This is a genomic window from Paenibacillus sp. UNC217MF, assembly GCF_000686865.1.
Classification (GTDB): Bacteria; Bacillota; Bacilli; order Paenibacillales; family Paenibacillaceae; genus Paenibacillus_B; species Paenibacillus_B suaedae.
The window spans coordinates 360200-380491 of sequence record NZ_KK366027.1 but is presented as its reverse complement, the minus strand read 5'-3'; the positions used below and the strand labels follow the sequence as shown (position 1 = coordinate 380491).

The window sequence follows — 20292 nt, the reverse complement described above, 5'->3', positions numbered from 1 at the left end:
TGGTAATTAATGAATAAGAGACACCCGAATTATTTGGGTGTCTCTTATTGTATTCAGCTTAACCTATAGGTAAAGACGCATCAAAGTTGCACGTTGAGCCTCATTCATCTTCAGAATGGAACGTGATTCTTTGGCTTTAGATAAAGCACTATCGATGTCGGAGGCTAATCCTAATTCCATCAATGTTCCAACGGCAACAGCTCCCGTGCGTCCTCGTCCAGCCCCGCAGTGGAAAGCAACCTTTTTGCCTGCTTGGTGATGGGTAACAACAGCCTGAATTGCTTCTTTCATTTGCGATTCTTCTGTACCCTCCGCATGATCCTCTAGAGGGGCATGAATTCTTGTAATGTTGAGTGGTGTAAGCTCAGCAGGGTCTACCTCTGCTCGTAGATCAACAACCACATCAATGCCTTGCTCTTGGATCAGTTGATTAACATCATTTGCTCCACACATATAGAGATTTGGTATCAACGCGTGGTAAGGTTTTTCGTTCATTTCAGGCTCCTTTAATGTTGAGTAAGAATTTCTAGCAGTCTCCATTGGTTCGGTTGTTTTCCAAAGAAAGAGAGCGGTGTGTTTGGATAACACCTTGACTTTTTGAATCCATTTACTGACGATTACAACGTGGGTCTCCTCAGGATTGCAAAGGTATGGGTACTTCTCCTCTATATCATCTCCAAGGGCGAGGGAGAGGTGAACTGCGGGATCTGTTGTCGTCTCCTTGAGTGTGATATTCTCGAATACGTGAGTAATTATATAATTATGTACTTATATTTTCAACAGTTTCCGTCGCATTAAATAATCAGTTGCTTATATAAGTGGATGATTATATAATAAGCTTGAAATCAGGGAGGTGCACCGAAACATGATGATCTCAATAGAGGAAATGGCGGAGCAATTTAAGTTGTTAGGTGATAAAACTCGACTAAAAATTGTCTCACTTTTATCCCAACAACAAATGTGCGTTTGTCATTTAGTTGAGCTATTGCAATCGACTCAACCGAATATTAGCCAGCATCTTCGCAAACTAAAAGACGCCGGTTTAGTGGTAGAAGAACGAAGAGGACAGTGGATTTATTACTCTCTTTCGATTGAGGATAAACCTCATTTAAAAGAAGCAATTGAATATTTGCCGAAGGTAGGGGAAGAAGAGCAAGAAAAAATCAACGCGATGATGTGTGAATAAGGAGTGTGGATGTCATGAGTCAAGACAACACCAAGAGACTCTCTTTTCTGGATCGCTATCTCACTTTTTGGATCTTTGGGGCAATGGCCATTGGATTAGGTTTAGGGTATCTGGTGCCTAATTTCTCTGATGTGCTTTCTAGTATGCAAATTGGAACGACTTCGGTACCGCTTGCTATAGGTCTGATTGTGATGATGTATCCGCCGCTTGCAAAAGTGAAGTATGAAAAGCTTGGACGGGTGTTTAAAGATTGGAAGGTGCTCCTTCTGTCCTTAGTACAGAACTGGATTATCGGTCCGATTCTGATGTTCTTCTTAGCCATTTTGTTTCTAAGTGATATGCCTGAATACATGATCGGGCTAATCATGATTGGGCTTGCAAGATGTATTGCGATGGTCTTGGTATGGAGTGATCTAGCTAAGGGAGATCCTGAATACACAGCGGGCCTTGTTGCATTTAACTCGATCTTTCAGATCCTGTTTTATTCCGTTTTTACGTATGTGTTTATTACGGTGCTACCAGGCTGGTTTGGGGTTGAGGGCGCTGTTGTTGATGTCTCCATGGGACAGATTGCAGAGAGCGTGCTGATTTATTTGGGAATTCCGTTTGCAGCAGGGTTACTGACACGCGTGATTGGGATCAAGCTGAAGGGTCAACAGTGGTATGAACAAGTGTTGATTCCGAAGATTAGTCCTCTTGCCCTAATTGCATTATTATTTACGATTGTCTTGATGTTCACGCTTAAAGCAGAATTGATTGTCAAGCTCCCGCTTGATGTAGTGCGTATTGCGATTCCAATGATCATATACTTTGTCGTGATGTTCTTAGTATCCTTCTTCTTATCGAAAAAGTCAGGAACCTCCTATCCGGTGGCTTCATCTTTATCTTTCACGGCTGCAAGCAATAACTTTGAACTAGCGATAGCCGTAGCAATTGGTGTGTTCGGTCTGGATTCAGGAGTTGCATTCGCCGCGGTAATTGGACCACTCGTTGAGGTACCCGTATTGATCGGGCTTGTAAATGTATCGCTATGGATTAAGCGGAAGTATTTCGAGCCTGCACTAAATAAGTAAGAACTCATAGCTCAATTCCGTGAGGTACGCGATACAATCAAAGCCAGAATCGAATGTTTCCTACAGAGGGGAAATAACAAGCGCTTTGAACCGACCCTTGTGGTCGGTTTTTACTTAGGGCATAAAGGAGTACAGCATGAAAGGCACAACTGATTTAACCCAAGGGAAGATTATGCCGACTTTGATGAAACTATCCCTTCCGATTATAGCAACCAACTTCATCTCTATGACTTATGGACTTGTCGATATGATATGGGTTGGCCGGCTTGGAAGTGGTCCTGTTGCAGCAATCGGGACGGCGAGCTTCTTTATTAATCTAGCGATCGCTTTGGCTACGATGATTACGATCGGAACGGGGATCAAGGTATCCCATTGCATGGGAGCAGGCGAGGGTGAAAAAGCTAAGACCTATATCAAAAATGGATTTATCATGTCTGTCTTGCTAGGCCTTCTTTATATGGCATTCGTCTTTTTGACAAAGGATCAGCTTATTGGGTTCTTCGATTTAGGTAGTGGTGAAGTTGAGTTGATGGCGAAGCAGTTCTTATTGATCTCCATCTTGGGTACTGTCTTTTCCGTCGTAAATATGTTGTTCGCGACCATATTGAACGCGATGGGGAACAGCAAGCAGCCGTTTCATATCTTCACGGTTGGTCTTATTCTTAATATCATTCTCGATCCTTTTCTGATTTTTGGCATAGGACGTTTTGAAGGGTTGGGCGTTGTAGGGGCAGCTATTGCGACTTTGTTGGCAAACCTTCTTGTGACGGTATTATTTATCATTCAAACAAGACATTCTGGAATGATTACCAAGTCATCAGCATGGAATAGCCATCTCATGAAAGAAGTCATCCGCATGGGGCTTCCGATCACGATTCAAAGGGTGACCTTCACGTTGATTTCCATCATCATCGCGAAGATCATAGTACGCTTTGGTGCGGATGCCATTGCGGTTCAAAAAGTCGGTATTCAGATTGAATCAATCTCCTACATGACCATAGGTGGGCTGCAAGGCGCTATTGCTGCTTTCTTTGGACAAAATTATGGAGCGGGTCGAATAGATCGTATCCGGCAAGGATACCAACAAGCTTTGCTGTTGACGTCGGGATTCGGCATCTTTATATCGATCATCTTTATTCTCTTTCCTGGGCAGCTCTTCTCTGTTTTTTTATCTGATGAGGCGAGTTTAGCGCTAGGGACGGATTATATGCGAATCCTTGGTTATTCCCAACTGTTTATGTGTATGGAGCTTATGACGGTAGGTGCCTTTAATGGAATCGGGAAAACCCATATCCCACCGATTTTCAGCATTACCTTTACAGCATTACGAATACCACTAGCTCTGTTACTATCCGAACCATTCGACTTGAACGGGGTGTGGATGTCTATTGCATTAAGCAGTGTGTTCAAGGGAATCGTTTTAGTCTTCTGGTTTAGGAGAACACTGCGTAAAATGAAAGTTCCACAAATTTCGGCTTAACATAAGTAAGAAGGAAGGTCCAACATGTGAAATTGCTACAACGTGAAATCATACAACAAATCATCGACAATTCGTTAAATAAGAATTTGTTTCGAGGTCATTTTGGCTTAGAGAAAGAGAATGTTAGGGTAGATCATGAAGGTAAATTGGCGCTGACTCCACATCCTAAGTCGTTTGGGAATAAGACGGAGAATCCCTATATCCAAACCGACTTTTCGGAGAGTCAGATCGAGATGATAACCCCATCTTTTGACTCGATTGAAGAGACATATGGGTTCATGGAAGCCCTCCAGGATATTGTGTCTTTAGAGCTTGATGGAGAGTACTTGTGGCCAAGCAGTAATCCTCCAATCTTACCCGATGAAAAAGAGATTCCTATTGCCAAGATGAATGATCCAATCGCGGATGAGTACCGTCATGAATTAGCAGATAAATATGGCCGTAAAAGACAACTGCTGAGTGGAATCCATTATAATTTCTCGTTTGATGAACGATTTTTACAAAAGTTACATGAAACAATAGGGCAAGGTGAAACCTACAAGGACTTTAAGGATGCAATTTACTTTAAGATCACACGCAACCTGCTTCGGTACCGTTGGTTGCTCATTTATTTAACAGGGGCAAGTCCAGTCTTTGATAAAACTTACATGCAAAAGTGTGTGTCATTAAGCCATTCAGATGATAACAAGAGCCACTACTTCGCGAATATGAATTCGCTGCGAAATAGTGTATGTGGCTATCGGAATGAAAAACCGCTCTATGTATCCTTTGATTCGGCACATGACTACGTACGGGATTTGAACACATTAATTCAGCAGGACGAATTAATGAATGCGAAGGAATTTTACAGCCCCGTTCGCTTGAAAACAGCCAAAGGATTGAATCCATTGCAAGAACTTTTAGAAGATGGTGTGGCTTACTTAGAGCTGCGCTTGATTGATCTCAACCCGCTTCATAAGATTGGGATCAGTAAAAATACGATGCATTTTGTCCATCTATTTATTCTCTTTATGCTGCTCAAAGGAGATGAGCCTTTTGGTGCGGAAGACCAGAAGATGGCGGAACTCAATCATGATCAGGTGATCATGGAAGGCCTGGAAGGGGTCCTACATGATTCAAAGAGCTCCCTTGGTACGATGAAGGAGATGGCCATTACTTGTATCCATGAGATGCAAGACATGGTGCAACTTTTGAATCCTCACAGGGAAGAGTTGATCCAAATCCTTGATGGAGAGGTGCAAAAAATTCTTCATCCCGAATTGAACTTTGCCTACAAGATTAAGTCGGATATTCAGAAATCCACTTACATGAAATATCATCTGGCAAAAGCCAAAGCGTATGCCGAAGAGAGTGAGAAAAGTGGGTATCGCTTTGCTGGATATGAAGATTTGGAATTATCAACACAGTTGCTTTTAAAGGCAGCCGTGAAACGTGGGATCAAGTTCAAATTAATCGATCGTGACGAGAACTTCGTACTGTTTACGAAAGGAGATCACAAGGAATATGTAAAGCAGGCTACCAAGACATCGCTTGATTCCTACAGTACGGTGTTGATCATGGAGAATAAGATTGTAACGAAAGAAGCCCTTAATGAGCGTGGTATTCGGGTACCAAATGGGGATGTGTTCCGTAGCCAGGAAGAGGCATTAGCTGCCTATGAGTCGTACCGTGACAAAGCTATCGTCATTAAACCGAAGTCCACCAACTTTGGGTTGGGTATCACAATTTTTAATTGTACGTTCTCGAAAGAGGACTATCAAAAAGCATTTGAGATTGCGTTTAAACACGATCAGACCGTTCTGCTTGAAGAATTCATGACAGGTAAGGAGTATCGATTCCTGGTCATGGGGGATGAAGTTGTAGGGGTATTGCATCGCGTACCAGCCAATGTCGTGGGCGATGGAGTTCAAACGATTGAGCAGCTCGTACATGAAAAGAATAAAGATCCGCTTCGGGGTCGCGGTTATAAGACGCCTTTAGAGAAGATCCAGCTAGGTGAAGCAGAAACCATGTTCTTAAACAATCATAATCATCAATGGAGCGGGATCCCTTCTTTAGGACAAGTTGTCTATTTACGGGAAAACTCCAATATCAGTACTGGGGGAGACAGTCTTGACTTTACCGATGAAATCCCGGAGAGCTATATGACATTAGCCATTGAATCAGCGAAGGCTGCAGGTGCAACGTTCTGTGGGGTGGACATGATGATTGATGATATTACATCTGAAGCATCTGATTCCAACTACAGTATTATTGAGATCAACTTTAATCCCGCCATTCATATCCACTGCTATCCATACAAGGGAAAGAACCGTAAAGCGGATGAGAAAATTCTCGACTTGCTGTTTGGGAAAGTAGGGAGTTAATTGTTGTCCAAAAAGAGCTTCAGCGAAAGCAGCAGCAAGAACAGCATGACAAATATATCAAAGAAAAGTCCCGGCTCACAAAAGCTGAGGAAGAAAAAATGAAAAAGGCGGATAAAATAACTCAAGCGAATGGACACTTTATACTGAATTTAGATGAGCCCACCATTTTTTTAGATGTGTTCTGTATTGAGAAGCATTGGAAGATTTTATATTACTCCATATAGAATGAGGGAAATCTCGGAATAATATATTTCTTTAGTCACATTTATCCATGATATCTTTTACATCTGAAAGTATTTAGCCCAAGGAAATTCACATGAAATCGTTCATACCAATTCAGCTGCCATGAATGTCTTTGACAACCCATGCGAAGATTACAGCAGCTTTTGTATTTGTATTTTACCGTCAACGAGATGCCTAAGTTTAGGTTATTACGTAGGGGATAAATCGCATATGTTACCTTGCCTGATTGCATAATAAGGAGGGTGCGTGATGAAAGGCCCGCAAAAACGGAAGAAGATGTTTCTTTCGTGATATGCAAAAGGAGGTGAAATCTGTGGGAAATAATAAAAATAAAACAGCAGCTTCTTCAGGTTATAAAACTCCGAATGAGAAGTTCAATACCGAATTCGCTGAAGAGAACACGATGACCACTGCTAAAAGGGTTTCTCGTAATGTGGAAACCAAACAAGGCAAACTCGTGCAATAACCCCAGAGATACGACGAGAATTTAGGGCACCCGTTAGGGAGCCCTTTTAAAGATAAATGATACATAGCTTTGAAGTCATTTCATATCCTCGCTCGACTACATGTACTTTATGAGTAATATTCTTACTACATGAACGCAACAGAATTGGTACTTGCATGAGGAGTAGCAATACAATAAATCAACAATTATGACCAATCATTTAAGCAACAATTTTTTGTACATTTAAAGGTGGATATATACCCAACATTCAAATTCAATAGCCTTTATTATGTATGCATAATTGATGAACAGGTTTGCTGAGAAAAATGGATTCATTGGTAAAACATAAATAATAGATTAGGAGTTAAAATTGCATTCATTCAATAAATAATCATGTATTTCAGTTTACTAATAAAATTTCTGAGTGGTAGCTCTTCTGGGTCATCATGTTTTTTACCAAATAACATGACTTCGGTCTCTAGATTTTCCTTGTTCATTTCATAAATTGATTTTATTAAGTTCATACTAGGAGAGTCAACAGTACCGTTCTTCCACATTGTGACCATTTGGAGAACTCTAGACTCTCCTTTGTTTTTAAGCGTATTTATTAAGTTTACATAACCACAGTCGGAACCGAACACGTCACGACAGATAGCTACATGTACATTGCCATGGTCAGTAAGTAGTACTGTCGCCTGTGGTGGCATTTCTGAGTTTTGCAAAGGCAATTCTTCAGCAAGAACTGATTTTGCAGTTTCTATCATAGTTTCAAAGTTTATCATTCTCTTATTCCCTTCTAAACAGGTTTTTATGCACTTTTCACTACATTTAAATTCCAAAATGTTTGTTTCTTTTAATTACAAATACAATGCTACTCAAAGAAGTTGAACCTTTCGGTATGGACGACCAGAAGATGGCGGGCCTCAATCATGATCAGATGATCGCAGAAGGCATAGAAGCGATTTTACATGATTCTTGGGGCTCCCGTGGCACGATGAAGGAGATGGCACTTACCTGTATCCGTGAAATGCAAGAAATGGTGCAACTCTTGAATCCTTATGGGAATGAGTTGACTATCCATACAAGGGAAAGAACCGTAAAGCGGTTGAGAAAATTCTCGACTTGTTATTTATACTCCATGATTTCAACATGGTTTCTACACAAACAGGATCTATAATCCAGATATAAAGTTCATGCACACAGACATTGCAATCATAAGGGAACTAACACCATAATCGCGGATGAATAACACTCATGTGTCCGTTGATGCCGCTGCCTATGTTTCTCTTATTTATGAATGGAAATCAGTCGGGGCAGTCTTCAAATGATGACCAATGGACAAAATGTAGATGGAAATTGATTTTTTGAAAGATCATAAAAAAGTTAACTTTCGAAATAGGATTGAAGAAGCGGGTGAGCGACATGTCAAAAATTCGGGTGCTTGTAGTCGATGACGAATGGAATATGCGTAATTTGCTGCGCATTTTTCTCTTAAAGGAAGGCTTTGAGGTTAAGGAAGCCTCATCTGGTTACGAGGCGTTGTCCATCATGAAGCAGAGTGCATTTGATCTTGTCATTTTGGATGTCATGATGCCAGGAATGGAGGGTTGGGAGGTTTGTAAAGCAATACGTGAAACCGAAACAATACCTATCCTCATGCTCACGGCTCGCTCTGATACAAAGGATAAAGTACATGGACTAGGCATTGGAGCTGATGATTACTTAACAAAGCCTTTTGAACCCGAAGAGTTAGTGGCGCGTGTATATTCCTTGTTAAGGCGTTCTATGATCAACCAATCGCAGAAGTTTCAGCATACGATCATTGAATTTCACAATCTGAAAATAAACGCAGAAGCTCGCGAAGTTCATATTCATGAAAAAAGTATTGATTTTACGCCCAAAGAGTTTGATTTGTTCCTTTATCTAGCGAAAAATACGCAGCGGTCTTTTTCACGAGAAGAGTTAGTTGAACGATTATGGGGTTATGAATATACCGGTGACACTCGTGCTGTTGATACCCATATAAAAAATATCCGAGAAAAACTACAACGCGCAGGTCTTGGCTATAACCCCATTGAAACCGTGTGGGGGGTAGGATATAAATTTACAGCCCAAGGAGTAACGAGATGAGGAACAATAGAATTGGGGTGAAACTTGGTTTAATCATCATTTCGGTATTCTTTATCGTCATCTCCTTTCTGGGCGTAAGTATCTATCAGATGTTTTCTAACTTTTATCATTTGGAAATGAGAACGGAGGTCGCAGAGATGACCTCTCATTTCATCTCGATGGCAGAAACAACGGAGTCTTCCTCAGAGAAAATGATTATGACCTTCGCAGATTTTTCAAATGTAAGTATGTTTTATATCAACTCTAAAGGCGAGATAACGCTTCATACAGGTGAACACAGTGCTTCAGACCGATCGTTTATCCATCCAGAAGATATTAAGAAGATCTTCTCTGGAGATTCCATTAACTTAGAACACCAGGATCCATTAGGCAATCGTTATGTGGTGATTGGACAACCGATCTATCGCGATAATCAGGTATCTTCAGCAATTTATGTAATGGCCTCCACCCTAAGTATGGATAAGTCTCTTGCTGCTGTGCAAAATCTACTGCTCCTTTCAGGAGTAGGAGCCTTTTTACTTGCAATCGGAATAACGTGGATTATGGCGCACCTCTTTTCTCGGCCCCTAATTCTTATGCAGCAAGCGACAAAGAAAATTGCCGTTGGAGAGTTAGAAACCCGATTAGAGATTCAACGAAAAGATGAAATTGGTGATTTGGCGGAGGCGATCAATAATTTAGCAACCGACTTACAGCGATATCGAGATACACGGCAAGAGTTTTTCGCTAATATATCTCATGAACTCCGAACTCCGATCACGCACCTTAAAGGATATGCCAGTGTGTTGAAAAACCATTTGTATCAGACAGAAGAAGAGAAGGACAGTTATCTAGACATCATTTATCAGGAAGGCGTTCGCCTCCAGCATCTGGTTGACGATCTGTTTGAACTTTCGAAGATGGAAGAAGGTAAGGTCAGTCTTGTCATCGAATGGGTCGATATAAATGACATTATAAATCAGGCCGTTAATAGGGTGACTTTAAAAGCAAAGGAGAAAGGACTAGCACTTAGCGTTCATCTGACGGATTCAATTCCGCTAATCCGCGGGGATGGAATGCGAATGGAACAGATCATGATCAATCTATTGGAAAATGCGATACGTTATACGGAACAGGGTACGATTCGAATCCATACGAATCACACTCATGATACGGTTTCTGTTTCCATAGAGGATTCAGGCATTGGTATTCCAGAGGAGGAGCTTCCGTACATTTTTGAACGTTTCTATCGAGCAGAGAAGTCCAGATCACGACAAACTGGCGGTACGGGACTCGGACTATCCATTGTAAAGAAATTAGTGGAGCTGCAGGGAGGAAACATTCAGGTTACCAGTAAGAAGGGGATTGGTACTTGTTTTACGGTTCTGTTTGCCCTCCCGACGATACAGGAGGAGTCGATATGAAAAAAGTCGACTGGTTGATCGCCGCATTCTTTGTGTCGATTGGCCTGGTGTGTTTAACCGTTTCGGCTATGTATTATCAAGGAGATACTTTCATAAGTAGAATAGCTTATTTCAAACGGACGACATGCATAGGGATAGTTGTTTTAGGTTTTGTCATTTATCTCATATACCGAAAAACTCGATTAAAAAAGCATAAACGAAATAGAAAGTGACTTCAATGAGGAGTCGCTTTTTGGATCCATAACAATCTACACAGTTTCAACATATTTGAAGAGTATGATTTAAGTAATTCATCAGGAGGTGACAACATGAAAAACAAGTTCATAGCGATAGTTGGTGCAACTGTTCTGACTCTTGGAATCGGATCTGCTGTCTATGCGGCAGATGTGAATCCAGGTACCATTAAAGACATGCTTCCTTTCATGAAAGAAATGCATCCAAATTTAAATGATTCAGAATTAGAACAAATGTACAACAATTGTCATCAGAGAGGGGCAAATTCTAACTCTCAGGGAATGATGCAGAAAAACTCAATGATGCAAGGAAGAGGCACAGGATCGATTTAGCATATATACTTTGCTGAATACTGTACGTCCAAGAACTGAATACCACGTAGGGCTTCACAAATGGCTCTAGAAAGAGCAGAATCATACATTCAAGTAATTCGTCCAGATCGAGACGTTGATTGCGTTAGAAGGCGGTATATGAAGTATTCCAAACGCGAGCTCGTCGATCTTCTGATTAACTCGGAACAATATTTAGCTGTTCATAATCATCTTTGGACAAAGAATGAGTTTTACAATATAGCTAGAAGTTCCTTCTTTATTCTGAAGGAACTTCTTTTTCATAAACGGCCGACGGTTTGCTATTGTAATTTACATTTCATATAGTCAAGATAGATAATCTGTGACAAAGTGTTACAGGAGTGAGGATGATGCAATACATAAAATTGTGTCCTGTACTTTAAAATTCGTGAGTGGATCGATCGTGAATCAGATCTTAAACAATCATAATCATCAATGGAGCGGGATCCCTTTTTAGGGCAAGTTGTCTATTTACGGGGAAACTCCAATATCAGTACAGGTGGAGACAGTCTTGACTTTACTGAGGAAATTCCGGAGAGCTATCAGAAATTAGCAATTGAATCAGCGAAGGCTGCAGGTGCAACTTTCTGTGGGGTAGATATGATGATTGATGATATCGCATCTTTCATGGAGTCTGACGGTAAGATGAGTACGATGGCTCATAAAAAGCACGTAAGGCAGCCAGTTCCTTATGACTGGCTGCTTTTCTCAGGATAGCTTAAAACCCTAACTGTCATAAAAATAAAAATACACATGATCATTATCATCAGTGACAGAAACAATTCGTTTCCAATGCTTCAGCGTTGTATAAAACGAGTATAAATCACTATCAAAAGTTGTAAATTTAATATTTTAAAGTAAGAGCATTTCTTTGTAATGAGAAATGCTTTTTTAATCGTACAACAATAAAAATGCAATTGAAATCAATGTTTATTTATTGTAAAACGATATATTTAATGATAAAGTTTCTTTATCATTAAATCAAGTGAGGTGCTTTTTTTGAAAAAAATAACGACGTTCTTTTTAAAGATAGCTGTTATTCTTATCGGAATCCCCGTTCTTGCATTTTGTATATTTTTGGCTCCTAAAATCGGAGTTTTTGCTGGGGAATTGTATCCAGATATTGCTTATCTAGAATCTCTCGTCTTAATTTTGTTGTATGGAGCGGCTGTGCCTTTTTACTTTGCTCTCTATCAGGCGTTTAACCTTTTGCGATACATTGACGAGAACACAGCGTTTTCGGATTTATCTGTAAAGGCGTTAAAGAACATAAAGTGTTGTGCAATTACAATAAGTGGTTTGTACGTATTAGGTATGCCACTCTTTCATTTTATAGGGGAGAAAGTTGACCCTCCTATCGGGTTTGTAGGGCTCATCATCATTTTTGGTTCGTTGGTTATCGCCGTTTTTGCAGCTGTTCTCCAAAGACTTTTACAAGAAGTGATTAATATAAAATCAGAACATGATTTGACGGTCTGAGGTGGAGGATATGGCAAAGCATTCTTGAATAAACTGAATCGTACCGAGGGAGTTAAATGGAACAGCGACAGTCTAGGACTTTATTTTCTCATCCTTAGCTGTCGCTGTTTCGATTTCTAAGATCAGTCTAAAACTTATTTTATGGAGTCTGGTGGTATGACAATTCGAAAAGTCGAATGGAATAAAGATACTTAGTCTAATACTTTATTTTCCACTGACAGAAGGAATGTTTTTGACCTAAATAACGTAGGTGAAGTAATTGAATCCACAAATGTGACCTGAATAAAACGCGATTCTCGCACTGCAATTTGTCACACGTAGAGATTACTGACTGCGATATAACGGGACTAAAGATCAACGGAATCTTGATCGAAGATTTGCTTAAGAACATCAGTGTTCGTTAACAACTCAATTAGAGAATCCCCTTAGTAAACGCAACTTCCCAAACACTAGTAACGTTAAACTATCGATTGCTGTCTTTATCCGATATGGGAAGCGTATCGTAGGATTTGGCGCGACTAGCCGGGCGACCGCTGCGTTCGCTGCACGACGAGGCTCGCGACATGTTCGCAAAAGGCTTAGCTGGTTCGGTGAACTGGCCAAGGCCATCAATTAAAAAACCACGCTGAGCACCTCATGCGAGATGCCTCAGCGTGGTTACGAGCCCGGAAGCCGGTTCGTGATCGGTTAGTCTTGCGGCCGATTGCCTGGCTCCAGACCGGATGACGATACCGTCATCACCGGTTTTACAGTAAGATCGTTATGTACTTGAATCTGGCACGATAAGCGGATGTTTGATTCCGCAATGCCTTTGGCCTGCAGAAGAGCGGCTTCCGCTTCACCAACCGGACCGGCGTCTCCATCCACCACTTCGACCCGGCACGTCGTGCATTTGGCCTTGCCGCCGCAGCGGTGCAATATGTCAACCCCGTTATCCACCAGGGCAAGCACAAGTTTAGTACCTTCTGCAACTTCATAGGAGCCTCTTCCTTCAATTTGAATCGTCGGCATTTTGGACTTCTCCCCATTCCTAATTTGGTAGCTGCGCAATCAATGGCTTATCATGTGCAATATCATTATCATACTATCCAAAATCGCGATCTGTAAACAACCGAACGCGTTAACCTTTATGCATGAGGAGATCAAGCTTTGCTACTTCATCACAGTTGTATAATAGCGGCATCGGATAAAATCGAGGGATATCAATAGCAACAAGAAGGTGGCCAATTATCGATCGGTTGCTTTTTCGTTATACTAATGGGCAGGTTTCTCAACAAGATTTTTAAGATAGCCACCAATTAATGCTTGTTGGTTTTTTTTATTTGAAATTTATGGATGCTCAAGGCGGCGAGTCGGGAATGGGATAAAGTTCTGGTCAACCAGTAAATAAGGTGCGAATGGTGCAAGGTTGTTGCGGCAAAGCTACACTTTTGGGAGGGGGGTTCCTATATATGGTAAAATAGGATGTGCTGTAAAGTTCGGCGGATAGGAGTGTGCCAACCATGGACACGAGTAGACTTAAATCCTTGCGCGTGAAACAAATCATTCTCATCAATGTATGTATTTGCATCCTCATCCCATTATCCGGCGGTTTCTTACTTGTTCTAGAGCCGTCGCCTTCGAACGTTTATCTTGTAGGCGTTTTTTTGTATGGGGCCCTGTTGCTTTTTGAATTTTGGGGACTCTTTTTCCCGAAGCATCTTCTCTTCTTACACTGGCCCCGGTTTATGCGTGAAATTGCGGAATATGAACGGGAAAAGTTAGGCAAGAAGCAGGAGCGAAATATACGGATTGTGAAACTATTTGCCTTTACGTTTTTATTGGCAAATCAATTAGTGGCTTTTACTCGCATAAGGGATGACGATCCCATGCAAATTCGGGATGTGTCTGGGTTTTGGATGATTATGACTATTATAGTTATAATCATTACCTTATCGGGCAACGCGGCCATCCTGTACCGCATTAAAAAAATCGATAAAACAGAGCCGGGGCAATTCCGCTGGTTTACGCTTGAATCGTTAGCACTGGGAGTTATTTTAGGTCTGGTCTCCGTGGCCCTTTTGAGTGTGGGGTTCAGAATCGTGTTGAATTAGCGGAGAGTTATTATCCTAACGGGCGGGGGATTCCAATATGTGGTATGCATAAATAAGACGAGATCCTACTTATTGGAGGAATTAAGAATTGTCCAATCCATTATTGGGGTATGTAGAGGGAGCGTAATGTAGTGGAAAAGATGATAGCTGTAATTTTTGTGTTTTTTGTTTTTATGATTCCTATGTATGGAGTATTAATATGGACTTATTTTTGTCCTGAGGATAGTTTATTATGGGGGAAACGATGGATGTATAAAGAAGAACCTGAAATATCTAATTCGGCAATTCGCTTTGCGAAAGTATCCTCATTGACAGCTATTGTGGTGCTGACTATTATATTTGGAGTTCTAATATTTAGTTAGCATCATCATTAGAGAATGAAGGGTCTTTAAGTCCTTGTTATCCAACTGCTTGAAATCAGATAAAATGTGTAACATCTTATCTGATTTTTTATAACTAAAAATGGGTAACATTGTCGGATGTATCAATTCTGCCAGAACTATATGAACTCTACAAATCAGCTATTCTAACAGCAGAAGATACTAAAGAAAGTTTTAATCGTTTACATTTAATTGGATTCGTTCTAGATGAGTTTTCAGAATTCCCAAAAGAAATGGTTAACGACTTAGATAAATGATTAATCAAATTGAGAAAACAGGATTTAATGAAGATTATTTTATATATGATTTACTTAATCACATGATTAAAAATCAAATATAAAGTAAAGAAAGAGCCTGTAAACTAGGCTCTTTCTTGATTAAAACTATTGGTTAATCAAAGAGATGATTTGAACTAACTGTCTTCCATCTCCAGTGACATTAACAACTTTATTAGTGTTACTAATAGCTTTCATCTGTGATGAACCACTTCCATCTAAGAAAACTCCATTGACTGAACTCGAAGAAGAACCATCTGTGATGTTAAAATATTGTTGTACAGCATCACGAAATTGAGAATGAGTATGGTGGTTTTTCTTATTATCTGTTTTCTTATCTTCTTCAGGTACATTTGTAACAATTAAGTAGACACTACTCTTATGATAAACTAGAGCTGTTCTTCCCATAGCTGGACTAGTTGAACCTGTCAAACCTTCATCCTCAGCCAGTTTCCTCCAGTTTGAATTTCCTAAATGCATTCCAAATCCGCCTTGTGCCCAGTAATTTTTTCTATTTTTCACGGAAATAGAACCTGCATCCCAGACTTTCTGAATTGAGAACGATCTTTTGTCACCATCCCATACTACAGTACTCGTTCCCTTTTCACCTTTTGTTTCATAATGGTTATACCATCCATTTCCGCCTTTTCCGCCATCAGATCCTACACCCGTGATAGGTTTATCATTTTTTACAGCAATGTGTAGAGTTCTACCAGCTGGAGTGAAGTAACCTCCATTAATCCCATAAAAGTTGGAGTTAGTCAAACTTTTTCCTTTTGAGAGCGTTTCAAACTTGATATTCTCCGGCGTTGTTTGAATAATGTTTAACGTTAATCCATTTTTTGCGTTGTAAGTAGAGTAAGAGTACGATGTAGGGCCTCCTACTCCTGCAAATCCAACCGAAGGGATGCTTAGTACCAACATAAGAACAATTGACAAGAGAATTGACTTCTTCATAATTTCACTTCCTTTCTACTTGATACCTTAAAAATAACATTCACTTTAGGTTAAACCTAGGGGAGTATCGTTACTTTTTTTGGTGCTTTGATGATTTTTTTGTATTTTTGAAAAAGTATCCCTTTTGTTTATTGTTTTTACACTTGTTTTAAGTGTTTCAACTGCAACAACTTCTATTGTTGAGACAGCATCTTATAACATACAACTCCGAACTGTGTGCCGTTTGACAACTCAGTCATATCGGTACTTTTTTGATTTCAAGGTCGTACTTTCGAGTTCCATTGGAAGGTGAACTTGCATGATTGAAAAACGCGTATCTACAAAAAAAGAAAGCCCGAGAGCTGGCGTGTACATTCGCTCAGAACAACCGGACTATGCTTACAGCATTTAAGAAGCGAGCTCGAAATTGAGGAATAAAAAGCTGCCTTACATACCCACAGCGGAAGAATTAAAAAGATACTATGAAGTGGTTTGGAAAGCCAAGAATTTTCAGGACATGATAATCGTGAAGACCCTCATGTAAACAGGTGTCAGGGCCAGTGAGTTAATCAGCATTAAGCTGGCGGACAGCGATTTTCATTACTGTCAAATCCGGATTAACAAAGGAAAGGGCAGAAAAGACCGCATTGTTCCATTTCCTCAGACTTTTAAAGAGCTACTGTCCATGCACACTGATTCGAGATTCGGTGAAAAAGAAGCAAGCGGCCTATCTGTTTGAGTCCTCATGTCAAAAGAAAATAAAGTTCAAGACTGAAAAATAGCCATTTATCAACTTATTTTAAAAACAAAGGTACAAAGGTAAAAGCTCCTGACAACTACTCTTGGATGGGTGATATGGATAAACCCGGATCTTATTTTAAAAATGGACAATATGTTTTTTTTGGACGAAAAGGGAAAGAGCGTAAAACAATATGATATCTATAGTTTAGTTAATGCATTCCCAAGTGAATTGCTATCAGGATACCCTGAGGTATTGATTCATGACGTTTCCAAAGACCAATGGTATATGTTTAGCAATGCGGCAGCAGAATCCATTCGTCAGATGATGGATACGGCCGAAAAGAACGGATTTCTGAAAGTGATCAGTAATACAGTTGCTTAATTCTTATCATACTAACGTGTCCCGTTAGTTCAACACCCAAACTACATATTCAGTCCACCATGCCAAAGGGATAAAAAAACGAAGACATCTGCTCGAAATTTAAATGACAGATGTCTTTTTTTATTTTTAAAGGTTTCGCTAGGATGAGAAACGTTAGTTCATCAGTGGCCCCATTACCCAGCGCATTGTCACCGTTTTGTTAAAATTATAGCCCATTTGAGTCATGCTAAAAAAAGAATACAGACTAGGGTCCAGTGGCAGTTCCAACGTTAGGCTGGCTTCTCTACCGAACCACAGACAGATGCCTTGTTCATCTTGATTTGTTAAATTTTATGGGAAAGAACCTAACTTGAAGGAGCGAAGCAAGTGAAAATTGTATTACGCATTATTATTTATCTCATCGTTTTTGTCGTCGTCGTAGGGGGGATAGGCGCGGTCGGGTTCATCAATACGATGAATGCCGGAATGTCGGTTTACGATAAAGCCCCCACTGCATTGACGGATTTGCAGGTACCGAAATATGACTCTAACAAACCGACGGTGGCCGTGCTTCTGGCGAACGAAGTGACGGAAGTGTTCGATTTTCTCGTCCCGTACGAGATGTTTGCGATGACTGAAGCTTACAATGTATATGGCGTTGCCCCCGATCGCGAAATAAAATCGCTAACCGGTGGACTCGATGTCGTCCCACACTATTCGTATGACGAAATGGATGCGATGCTCGGCAAAAGCCCGGACATTATCGTCATTCCGTTTATGCCGATTTTGGACGAGAATAAATATGCGCCTGTCCGTGAATGGATTCGGAAGCACTCGGGTGCCAAGACGACATTGATCTCCATTTGCAACGGGGCTGAAAACCTGGCGGATACCGGCTTGCTGAACGGGAAATCGGCCGCGACGCACTGGGGAGACATTAACAGGCTCATTAAAAAATATCCGAAAGTCCAGTGGGTGAATGACTGGCGCTACGTCCCACAAGGCAATATCGTATCTTCTGCCGGCCTGACATCGGGGATCGACGCTACACTATACGTCATCTCCAAGCAACTGGGCGAGGCGGCGGCGAAGAAAGTGGCGAAAGAGATGAACTATCCCTCTTACGAGTACGTGACAAACCCGCAAATGAAACCGTTTGTTGCCGGGTTGAGCGATATAACGTACGTACTGAACAACGCTTATCAATGGAACAAAGTAAAGGCGGGCGTGCTGCTATATAACGGCGCCGATGAACTGGATTTGTCCGCCGCATTCGATACGTACGCCGCTTCCGGTACGACGACGACGTTGACAGTTTCTAGCGCGAACCAACCAATCGTAACGAAGCACGGCCTACACCTAGTCGCGCGTTATCAGATAAAAAACGTGCCGAAGTTAGAGAAAATGATTGTCGTCGGTGCCGATGCCGAATCTGCAGCCTCCGAAGACATCAACCAATGGAAGAACAGCGGCTACAGCGCGAAACTGCTGTTCCTACACCGCGACGCGGCGGATCGGTTTGCAATGGATCCTGCATTCGAGGATTTGGCTGAGCAAGAGGATATCCAGACGGCGAAATTTGCCGCCAAGCGGCTTGAGTATCGCGCTACCGACCACCTGAAGCTGAAAGGTAGCTCCTTCTCTTTTGAAGCGTTTGGCGTACCGGTTTTACTCGGCGTCTTGTCCTTGATCATCGCTTTTTTCATCAATCGTCGCTTCATCCGTAGGAAATAGAAATCGTCTGCAGATGATGAGCGCATCGAGGATGGGGACATAAACTAAATTTCAAAGTAGTAAGCTTTTCGATAATAAGATTTAAGATCAATGAAATAGAACATAAAAACAGCACCTCTTAATTTCGAGGTGCTGCCGCAAATATGTGTAACGTGGATAAGTAGATCAATAATGATCGCTTTTCACTGCAGGCTTAGAATGGTTTTCTTATTACTGGGATGATGCGTGCACCACCTCGGATAAGTCGATTTGCTTCGTTACGGTTTATTCTTACTAAAACAGAAACGTCTGTCGAGTTTTCAACGTCAAAGACCGAAAATATCCGACCACCAGCAAACAATACGCCTTTCAACTCAACTTTCTTTCCAGCACTCGGCTTTGGAGGCGTAGCTCGAAAGATAGTCCGCATCACGCCTGCACGAATGAGGCTTGCAGCTTGTTTGGCAGTCGTTCGGACAGCAAATACCGGGTCAATTTCAACCCCAGGTGCTTTAGCCTCCACTTCAACAATTAGGAAAAATCGCTCGCCGATCTTTGCTATACTATTCGCTCCAATAGTTATCGGCTGTACTGTTTTCGCCATTCACATCACCTCCCTAGGGGCATTATATGGAGGGTGAAAAGTAATTGACTGTGATAATCGCCCAGACTTCGATTTTTTGATTCATGACCATTCACACTTGCTTTAATTTGTTCATTTTAGTGAAATTATCTATGAATGGTTTTTTACTCATGAATTGCTTATTCAGAAGATCATTATAATACTTGTTTTCTGGGGCTGGTCAATTCAACATTTGAGTGGGGAAGAAGCCGGTTAGTCCGAAATCTGGCGGAGCAGGACACTCTGATTCTTCTCTGCTCTTTAAGACAATTAAACGAAGAAACGTGGGTATAATTCGCGAATGATGAATTTCCATTCCGCTATGATTCCAATGTATCGCGTCCCAGGCGATCCAGCTCGGAAGACCAATCAAAAATTGCGAAAATCAAAAATGGTGACACTGTCATAATATGGACGGGGATAATCCATCTGAGGAACGAGTTTCTTAACAAAACAAGATTATTCAATTCGAAGAGGTTGATGTTACTGATTATAGCCTCAACAAAGACGACAACAAAGAGCCAGTCACGTGTTTAAATACGTTACCCCAGAACTGACACAAAAGTTCAAAGTTTACTTAATGATTGGGTAATTATGTAAGAATTGCATGCTTATTACGAATACTAGTGGACTACCGTTTCTGAGGATTACTATGGTACACACATTTTGATACACAAATCCAATGAATTTAGAAAAGCTTCCTATGTTGTTGGAGAAGTAATGGGGGAAGTCGCCCAATTAATACTTACTTTGCTTAACGTATTCACCAACTTATCAAAAAA

General features: G+C 40.9%; 21 protein-coding genes. 16 read left to right on the top strand and 5 right to left on the bottom strand.

What is annotated here, in order from left to right:
* Positions 1-63: 63 nt before the first annotated feature.
* Entirely contained in the window at positions 64-495 is a 432-nt protein-coding gene (locus BP95_RS0117680; RefSeq protein ID WP_028532862.1) for a protein-tyrosine phosphatase family protein, read from the bottom strand.
* 370 nt (positions 496-865) lie between these two features.
* On the opposite strand from BP95_RS0117680, the gene BP95_RS0117675 reads away from it, so the two are divergent.
* From BP95_RS0117675 to BP95_RS33605, 5 genes are all read left to right on the top strand, one after another.
* Positions 866-1186 carry an ArsR/SmtB family transcription factor gene (locus tag BP95_RS0117675; RefSeq protein ID WP_021253368.1) on the top strand — a complete coding sequence of 107 codons (321 nt, stop codon included), beginning with the start codon at positions 866-868 and terminating at the stop codon, positions 1184-1186.
* A 14-nt stretch (positions 1187-1200) separates the two neighbouring features.
* Positions 1201-2259: an ACR3 family arsenite efflux transporter gene (gene arsB, locus BP95_RS0117670; RefSeq protein WP_021253369.1), complete on the top strand. Its 1059-nt coding sequence runs from the start codon at positions 1201-1203 to the stop codon at positions 2257-2259.
* A 136-nt stretch (positions 2260-2395) separates the two neighbouring features.
* Positions 2396-3739, top strand: coding sequence for an MATE family efflux transporter (locus BP95_RS0117665; RefSeq protein ID WP_021253370.1), 1344 nt, complete (start codon positions 2396-2398; stop codon positions 3737-3739).
* 26 nt (positions 3740-3765) lie between these two features.
* On the top strand, positions 3766-6105 hold the full coding sequence (gene gshAB, locus BP95_RS0117660; protein ID WP_021253371.1) for a bifunctional glutamate--cysteine ligase GshA/glutathione synthetase GshB: 2340 nt from the start codon (positions 3766-3768) through the stop codon (positions 6103-6105).
* Between the two features lie 556 nt (positions 6106-6661).
* Positions 6662-6814 (top strand): hypothetical protein, encoded by a 153-nt coding sequence (locus BP95_RS33605; protein ID WP_175460792.1) that lies wholly within the window; start codon positions 6662-6664, stop codon positions 6812-6814.
* A gap of 359 nt (positions 6815-7173) precedes the next feature.
* On the opposite strand, the gene BP95_RS0117645 is transcribed toward BP95_RS33605, so the two are convergent.
* On the bottom strand, positions 7174-7575 hold the full coding sequence (locus BP95_RS0117645; RefSeq protein ID WP_021253372.1) for a hypothetical protein: 402 nt from the start codon (positions 7573-7575) through the stop codon (positions 7174-7176).
* Between the two features lie 640 nt (positions 7576-8215).
* Here BP95_RS0117645 and BP95_RS0117635 point away from each other — a divergent pair.
* The 6 genes from BP95_RS0117635 (at position 8216) to BP95_RS33200 (ending at position 12793) form a co-directional block, all read left to right on the top strand.
* Positions 8216-8923, top strand: a complete 708-nt coding sequence (locus BP95_RS0117635; protein ID WP_021253374.1) for a response regulator transcription factor — start codon at positions 8216-8218, stop codon at positions 8921-8923.
* Complete coding sequence (locus BP95_RS0117630) at positions 8920-10326, top strand: sensor histidine kinase (protein WP_021253375.1); 1407 nt, start codon at positions 8920-8922, stop codon at positions 10324-10326. Before BP95_RS0117635 ends, BP95_RS0117630 begins: the two co-directional genes overlap by 4 nt.
* A 308-nt stretch (positions 10327-10634) precedes the next feature.
* On the top strand, positions 10635-10892 hold the full coding sequence (locus tag BP95_RS0117620) for a hypothetical protein (protein ID WP_021253377.1): 258 nt from the start codon (positions 10635-10637) through the stop codon (positions 10890-10892).
* Positions 10893-11345: 453 nt separating this feature from the next.
* Positions 11346-11627, top strand: a complete 282-nt coding sequence (locus BP95_RS34015) for a glutamate/cysteine ligase /amino acid ligase (protein WP_021253378.1) — start codon at positions 11346-11348, stop codon at positions 11625-11627.
* A 282-nt stretch (positions 11628-11909) separates the two neighbouring features.
* A complete protein-coding gene (locus BP95_RS0117610; RefSeq protein WP_021253379.1) occupies positions 11910-12389 on the top strand; it encodes a DUF2975 domain-containing protein in 480 nt (159 codons plus the stop codon).
* 263 nt (positions 12390-12652) lie between these two features.
* A complete protein-coding gene (locus tag BP95_RS33200; protein ID WP_139170688.1) occupies positions 12653-12793 on the top strand; it encodes a pentapeptide repeat-containing protein in 141 nt (46 codons plus the stop codon).
* A gap of 283 nt (positions 12794-13076) precedes the next feature.
* On the opposite strand, the gene BP95_RS0117605 is transcribed toward BP95_RS33200, so the two are convergent.
* Complete coding sequence (locus tag BP95_RS0117605; RefSeq protein WP_021253380.1) at positions 13077-13400, bottom strand: 2Fe-2S iron-sulfur cluster-binding protein; 324 nt, start codon at positions 13398-13400, stop codon at positions 13077-13079.
* Positions 13401-13891: 491 nt separating this feature from the next.
* Between BP95_RS0117605 and BP95_RS0117600 the strand changes: the two genes are divergently transcribed.
* A complete protein-coding gene (locus BP95_RS0117600; protein ID WP_021253381.1) occupies positions 13892-14482 on the top strand; it encodes a hypothetical protein in 591 nt (196 codons plus the stop codon).
* A 140-nt stretch (positions 14483-14622) separates the two neighbouring features.
* Complete coding sequence (locus BP95_RS0117595) at positions 14623-14844, top strand: hypothetical protein (RefSeq protein WP_036590810.1); 222 nt, start codon at positions 14623-14625, stop codon at positions 14842-14844.
* Between the two features lie 401 nt (positions 14845-15245).
* Here BP95_RS0117595 and BP95_RS0117590 read toward each other — a convergent pair whose 3' ends face one another.
* Entirely contained in the window at positions 15246-16094 is an 849-nt protein-coding gene (locus BP95_RS0117590) for a hypothetical protein (RefSeq protein WP_028532859.1), read from the bottom strand.
* Between the two features lie 547 nt (positions 16095-16641).
* On the opposite strand from BP95_RS0117590, the gene BP95_RS34010 reads away from it, so the two are divergent.
* The 3 genes from BP95_RS34010 (at position 16642) to BP95_RS0117580 (ending at position 18909) form a co-directional block, all read left to right on the top strand.
* Positions 16642-16812 carry a site-specific integrase gene (locus BP95_RS34010; protein ID WP_331281227.1) on the top strand — a complete coding sequence of 57 codons (171 nt, stop codon included), beginning with the start codon at positions 16642-16644 and terminating at the stop codon, positions 16810-16812.
* A gap of 144 nt (positions 16813-16956) precedes the next feature.
* On the top strand, positions 16957-17196 hold the full coding sequence (locus BP95_RS32035) for a hypothetical protein (RefSeq protein ID WP_028532858.1): 240 nt from the start codon (positions 16957-16959) through the stop codon (positions 17194-17196).
* A gap of 366 nt (positions 17197-17562) precedes the next feature.
* Positions 17563-18909, top strand: coding sequence for a DJ-1/PfpI family protein (locus BP95_RS0117580; protein WP_028532857.1), 1347 nt, complete (start codon positions 17563-17565; stop codon positions 18907-18909).
* A gap of 193 nt (positions 18910-19102) precedes the next feature.
* Here the strand turns inward: BP95_RS0117580 and BP95_RS0117575 are convergent, their stop codons facing one another.
* A complete protein-coding gene (locus BP95_RS0117575) occupies positions 19103-19492 on the bottom strand; it encodes a hypothetical protein (RefSeq protein WP_021253386.1) in 390 nt (129 codons plus the stop codon).
* Positions 19493-20292: the final 800 nt, after the last annotated feature.